The organism is Lentilactobacillus parafarraginis DSM 18390 = JCM 14109, assembly GCF_001435895.1.
GTDB classification, from domain to species: domain Bacteria; phylum Bacillota; class Bacilli; order Lactobacillales; family Lactobacillaceae; genus Lentilactobacillus; species Lentilactobacillus parafarraginis.
Genome location: NZ_AZFZ01000101.1, coordinates 1 through 5160, shown reverse-complemented (window position 1 = coordinate 5160; position 5160 = coordinate 1). Strand labels below are relative to the sequence as shown.

The window sequence follows — 5160 nt, the reverse complement described above, 5'->3', positions numbered from 1 at the left end:
GTGAGCTGGGACTTTTGTCCCAGCCTCTTTTAATGGCACCGTGGGTTACTTCAAATATGTCTGCTTGCGGTCGAACAAGAAGCTTGCTAGTGCGGCGATTATTGTAAACGGTAGGGCCACTTGATACAATTTCATAAACGCACTGGTCATATTTTTCTTGGTGGTTGTTTTGATTTGGTGCGAAACGGCGCTGATAACCAAATTTTGGGATCTCACTTGGTGAGTAACCGCTTGGGTAACTTTCGCGTGGATAAGCTGTCTTTGGTCCTTTGGCAGGTGGCTGCCACGAGGGAGTCGATCGATAGTTTGTTGGTAGTTCGTTTGGATTAACTTTAACGTTTCGGTTCTTGGAATTGCTGCATTTTGGGGTGCACCTATTTGGTGGGTGCCACTAGTGGTGATGACTTGATCCGCTGTGTTACGGAAGTCACGTTTTGCCTTGGGAGTTAGTGTTTGTGCGGCGGCAATGCGGGCGTTTGCCTCAATGGTTGATTGGTGGCGGGCAGCTGTGAGATTAGCGCTCAGAGCGGATACAAAGATTGCGACGGCTAACAGGGTGCCAATTTGGCGAAAGACCCCTAACACGCTTTGCGATGCCGAGAGTAGTTTACCAGTAAAGTTTGCGGCTCCGAGAACGACCACCGGACCAGCAATCAGGCCGAAGCCGCCACCTACAAGTACCAAACTAATGGCGGTTTTGAGGTAATTTGCCGGATTAATGATTGATAAAAGTGCATAGCCACCAATAATTTGCGCGAAGCCGGTAAAAATAAGTACTCTTGGACCAACTTTTTCAAGTAACGTGCCACCGATTGGGGAGACAAAGAAGATCATAAGCGACGCCGGGGTAATCATAAATGCCGCCGTCAGCTCAGTCTTACCCAAGATTTTAGTGAAGAAGGTTGGCATGATGACTAGAATGGCGGTTAGAAAGATACCAGTTAGGACTACGGCAATGGTTGCACCGCTAAATTGCCGATTCTTGAAAAGCGTCAGGGGAACCATTGGATCCGGCGTTCGCCTCTCAATGATGATAAAGCCAACTAGCGAGCTCGCAACGATCCCAAATAAGCCGATAATGATCGGACTATTCCAGTGCCAATCATTTCCCTTGATGAGTGCCAAGGTGAGACAAAAAAGCATGGTCATCGAGAGCAACATCCCACCGATATCAATCTTTGCAGCCATTTGGGGCTCATTTCTTAATGGTAATAGGAACAGGCAAAGAATGATCACGATCATCACGAATGGTAAATTGATGAAGAATACGGCCCGCCAGCTCCAAAATTGCGTCACGATACCACCAATAGTTGGGCCAAAGGCGGTGGCAAACCCTTGGGTGACGCCGAGTGCGGCCAGTGTTTTAACCCGGCTAGCCATTGAGGTGGCGGAGATTCCAATGGTCATGCTGGCGGGAAAAATAATTGCGGCCCCGAGACTTTGAATGCCCCGCCCGCTAATTAATAATCCGGCTCCAGGTGCACTCCCCGATAAAATGGATCCAAGTGAGAAGAGCAGTAGGCCAATAAGGTAGAGTTTGTTCCGCCCCATGATGTCGGCAATCCGCCCAAATGGAATTGTAAAAACGGCAAATGTAATCGTGTAAACGTTAAGGGTCCATGAAAGGGTGCTTAAATTGATGTTGAGTCCGCTTTGAATCGCGGGCAGGGCAATGTTCATGACGGTGGTATCCAACATGCATAGAAAGATGCCGATCATCATGGCGAAAATGATTAGTTTCTGTTTTAAAAGCATTATGTTTTGGCTCCTCTTATATGGTATGAAAGGACAATTCAAGCCCTGATCCGGAATCAGGCGTTGGAGAATTGCTTGCAAATAAGCGTAGCACGACGTATCTTTATTAGGTATCTATCGTTTACAAAAGAGGAGGTTTTGTTAACTATGTCGCCAAAGGAACTAAAGGACCAAAAATTAAGTGACATCTACCACGCACTTATTACGTTACTAAATGAGAAACCACTGGAAAAAATTTCCATTACTGAATTAACAGGACTGGCAGGTGTTTCACGCACCTATTATTATAAAAATTTTGATACGATAGGAGATGTAATCAGCCAATTTGGGTTTCTATCGATGATTCAGTACATACGGCGATTACCGAATCAGCCTAAATTAACATTATCGTTACTGATGACCCATTATTTTCAGCTGGTTAAAAATGAACGGCACAGCCAATTAACACTGATCGATGCCGGTATGGAGCAGGTGCTCATTAAAGTGTTCAATACGGTTTTTCACTACTTAATGAAAAAGAAGTTATTTGATATTCCGGCTGAGCGGCGATTAGATCCGTACTGGGGCGCTTTTCTATCGGGGGCCGTTATTAATATGTCCATTAGTTGGCTAAGACAGGGCTCCATTGAATCACCTGCTTTTATGGGGGCAAAGATTGACCGGTTTGTTAGAGCATAATGACATCGTAAGGGGGGATAAAAGTGACTTTTTACACGTATAATTATTTGCACGCTTCGCAAAGTACCTGGCAGTATTGGCGTATCGCGCTCACCAGCGTGCTGGTGATTGTTTTTATTTTGTTTTTACTACACTATCTGCGAAATCGGTTTGACATTAAATACAAGGACCTCACGATTATTGTGGGGACGCTATTATTGTTAATACTGGGGATGCAGTACAACGACTTTAATACGATTCAAAGCTCCATTAAGCAGTCTGGGCAAATTACGACCCTGCTCGATAAAATTGCGGCCGAATTGGACGTCTCAAAAACGACGGTGAGTGTCAATTCAACCACTCCGAATGACAATGTATTGGTTAAGACGCCCAAAGGCTATTTCCGGGTGAACTACAACACTGACGGGTCGCAATTTGTCCTGGAAACCGTTCAGCTGCGAGACACCAACAGAGTTAAGATCGAGGGGGAAAAGTGATGTTTACATATTCAGATATCATGCTAAAGCTGATCGTCGGTTTCGTATTTATTACCCTGTTAATTAATTTGACAGGCAAGGGGAATCTGGCCCCAACGTCAGCGATTGATCAGCTGCAAAANCGGCGGGGTGATTTATAATCCCGCCATTACAATGGCCCAATTCATCGTGATTCTGCTGCTGTGGTCGCTGCTGATTATGGTCACCCGGTATTTAAAAATTCATATTCATTGGTTTGGTAAATTTGTGGAGGGCGATCCAATTACCATCGTGCGAAATGGGAAGTTGCTGGTCGAAAACTGTTTGAAAGCAAATTTGTCGGCCAAGGACGTGGACTTTAAACTTCGAACGGCTGGAGTTTATGATATTTCGGAAGTTAAGCGGGCAATTGTGGAACGCAACGGGTCAGTGACCGTTCTCCAATACGGCGCCGGCAGTATCCGTTATCCGGTGATTATCGATGGTCAAATTGATCCGGATGTTCTTGAGGTGATGGATAAGAATCAGGAATGGTTAGATGAAACTTTGAAGCAGCAAGGGATCACCAGTGTCCGGGATGTGTACATGGCAACGTTTCGCAATAGCCAACTGCAGGTGGTTACTTACGATCAGAGAAATGAGACGGACTAACGGACTGTTGGAAGCGTGGAGAAGTTTCATGTGAAACATCGACCCATTTTACAGTGGCGACAGGGTTCGCGTTGTTTGACCTCAATCCCACGATCCGTTGCTTTTTCCTTGATCAAGCAAATGAAGGCTGGTCTTTTAACACCAACATTGATCGCCGATAACGATTTTGTAACTGGTTAAGATTCGCCAAAAATCTGCCCCAAATTCCGTGTTAACCACGGAATGTCCCGGCAAAAACCTTCGATGTTTAGGGATTGGTTGTTATTGATTGACTTCTCATTTGATTAGGATAAGATTAACCATAACATTCACAATTTTGAGTGGTGTTTCACAAAGTGTTGGATGAATCCTCGTTCGCACTAATCTTCTCGGAGGTGTTTTAGATGGAATTAAATGATATTAATCCAAATGTTTTAAGCGTCAAGCCATCCTCAATGCGGGAGTTTGACCACGAGATCAGCGATGATCCCCAAATCGTCAAATTGACGTTGGGTGAGCCCAATTTTAACGTCCCAGAACACATTAAGCAGGCCGCAATGGACGCCATTAAAGATAATCACTCGCACTATCCCTATTTCTGGGGATATCCGGAACTCCGAGAAGCCGCCGCGAAGTATTATCAGGATAAATTCGGCTACCATTATGGAGCTGATCAAATTGTTGTGACCGTTGGGGCGACCGAAGGCGTTGCCGACGTCATCGAAACCTTGTTTAAACCTGGTGAAGCCGTTATTTTACCATCACCGGCTTATCCGCTGTACGATGCCTCGATTTCGCTCCACGGACTGGAACAGGTTCGGGTGGATACCAGCAAGACTGATTACATTTTGACGCCGGAAGCTGTTCAAAAAGCCATTGACGACAATCCGGGATTAAAGGTTCGGGGGCTCATTTTGACTGATCCAAACAATCCAACCGGCGTTGCCTATACAGAAGATCAACTGAAGGCCCTCGTACCGGTCTTAAAAGAAAATCATATTTGGGTTATCAGCGATGAAATTTATGGTGAATTAACCTATGGCCAGAAGCACTACACCTTGTCGAAATGGTTGCCGGATCAGACGGTCATTGTTAACGGTCTTTCGAAGTCCCATGCGATGACTGGTTGGCGGTTGGGATTTGTCTTTGGCCCATCTGGGTTTATTGATGAGATTGCCAAGGTGCACCAATTTACGGTAACAACGCCAACGTCGATCATTCAGTATGCCGGCATCGAGGCGATGAAGCATGGCCAAAACGATGCTGAACCAATGCGGCAGGCTTACGAAAAGCGCCGTGACTTTGTTGCCAAAGAAATGACCGAAGCCGGTTTTGACGTTGTCCATCCAGGTGGCGCATTCTACGTCTTTGCCAAGATTCCGGCATCGTTAAATATGGACAGCTGGACATTTGCCAAAACCCTTGCCAAAGAGTACCACATTGGTTTGTTCGCCGGGGCTGCATTCGGTGACGATGAATGTATTCGAATCAGCTACGCGGCAAGCGATGAAGCATTGACGGCTGCCATGAAGGCCATCAAGCAGATGGTTGCTGACAAAAGCGTTGTAAGCGATAAATAAACTCAAATGAGCGCACGAAAAAAGCCGGGTCTGAAGTGAACCCTGCAAGTTGGACACTTTAA

The 5160-nt window shown here is 45.7% G+C and carries 5 protein-coding genes and 1 pseudogene; 5 read left to right on the top strand and 1 reads right to left on the bottom strand.

Annotation, left to right across the window (positions count from 1 at the left end):
- Positions 1-45 precede the first annotated feature (45 nt).
- On the bottom strand, positions 46-1755 hold the full coding sequence (locus tag FD47_RS13595) for an MFS transporter (protein ID WP_054736526.1): 1710 nt from the start codon (positions 1753-1755) through the stop codon (positions 46-48).
- 147 nt (positions 1756-1902) lie between these two features.
- On the opposite strand from FD47_RS13595, the gene FD47_RS13590 reads away from it, so the two are divergent.
- The 5 genes and pseudogenes from FD47_RS13590 to FD47_RS13575 all read left to right on the top strand — a co-directional run bounded on the left by FD47_RS13590 (position 1903) and on the right by FD47_RS13575 (position 5098).
- The gene (locus FD47_RS13590; protein WP_008213134.1) at positions 1903-2433 is read left to right on the top strand and encodes a TetR/AcrR family transcriptional regulator C-terminal domain-containing protein; all 531 of its coding nucleotides are present in this window, start codon (positions 1903-1905) and stop codon (positions 2431-2433) included.
- Positions 2434-2456: 23 nt separating this feature from the next.
- A complete protein-coding gene (locus FD47_RS13585; RefSeq protein WP_054736528.1) occupies positions 2457-2909 on the top strand; it encodes a DUF3290 domain-containing protein in 453 nt (150 codons plus the stop codon).
- Positions 2909-3030, top strand: a pseudogene (locus FD47_RS16210) (hypothetical protein); the annotation flags it as partial. The gene FD47_RS13585 and the pseudogene FD47_RS16210, both read left to right, overlap by 1 nt.
- Before the next feature lies 1 nt (position 3031).
- The coding region (locus FD47_RS13580; protein WP_235806107.1) for a DUF421 domain-containing protein at positions 3032-3539 on the top strand (508 nt) is incomplete at its 5' end.
- A 383-nt stretch (positions 3540-3922) separates the two neighbouring features.
- On the top strand, positions 3923-5098 hold the full coding sequence (locus tag FD47_RS13575; RefSeq protein WP_008213140.1) for an aminotransferase class I/II-fold pyridoxal phosphate-dependent enzyme: 1176 nt from the start codon (positions 3923-3925) through the stop codon (positions 5096-5098).
- Positions 5099-5160: the final 62 nt, after the last annotated feature.

Coding starts and splice junctions, on each gene's coding strand:
- FD47_RS13590 (WP_008213134.1), top strand. CDS start 1,903: ATGTCGCCAAAGGAACTAAAGGACCAAAAATTAAGTGACATCTACCAC.
- FD47_RS13595 (WP_054736526.1), bottom strand. CDS start 1,755: ATGCTTTTAAAACAGAAACTAATCATTTTCGCCATGATGATCGGCATC.
- FD47_RS13575 (WP_008213140.1), top strand. CDS start 3,923: ATGGAATTAAATGATATTAATCCAAATGTTTTAAGCGTCAAGCCATCC.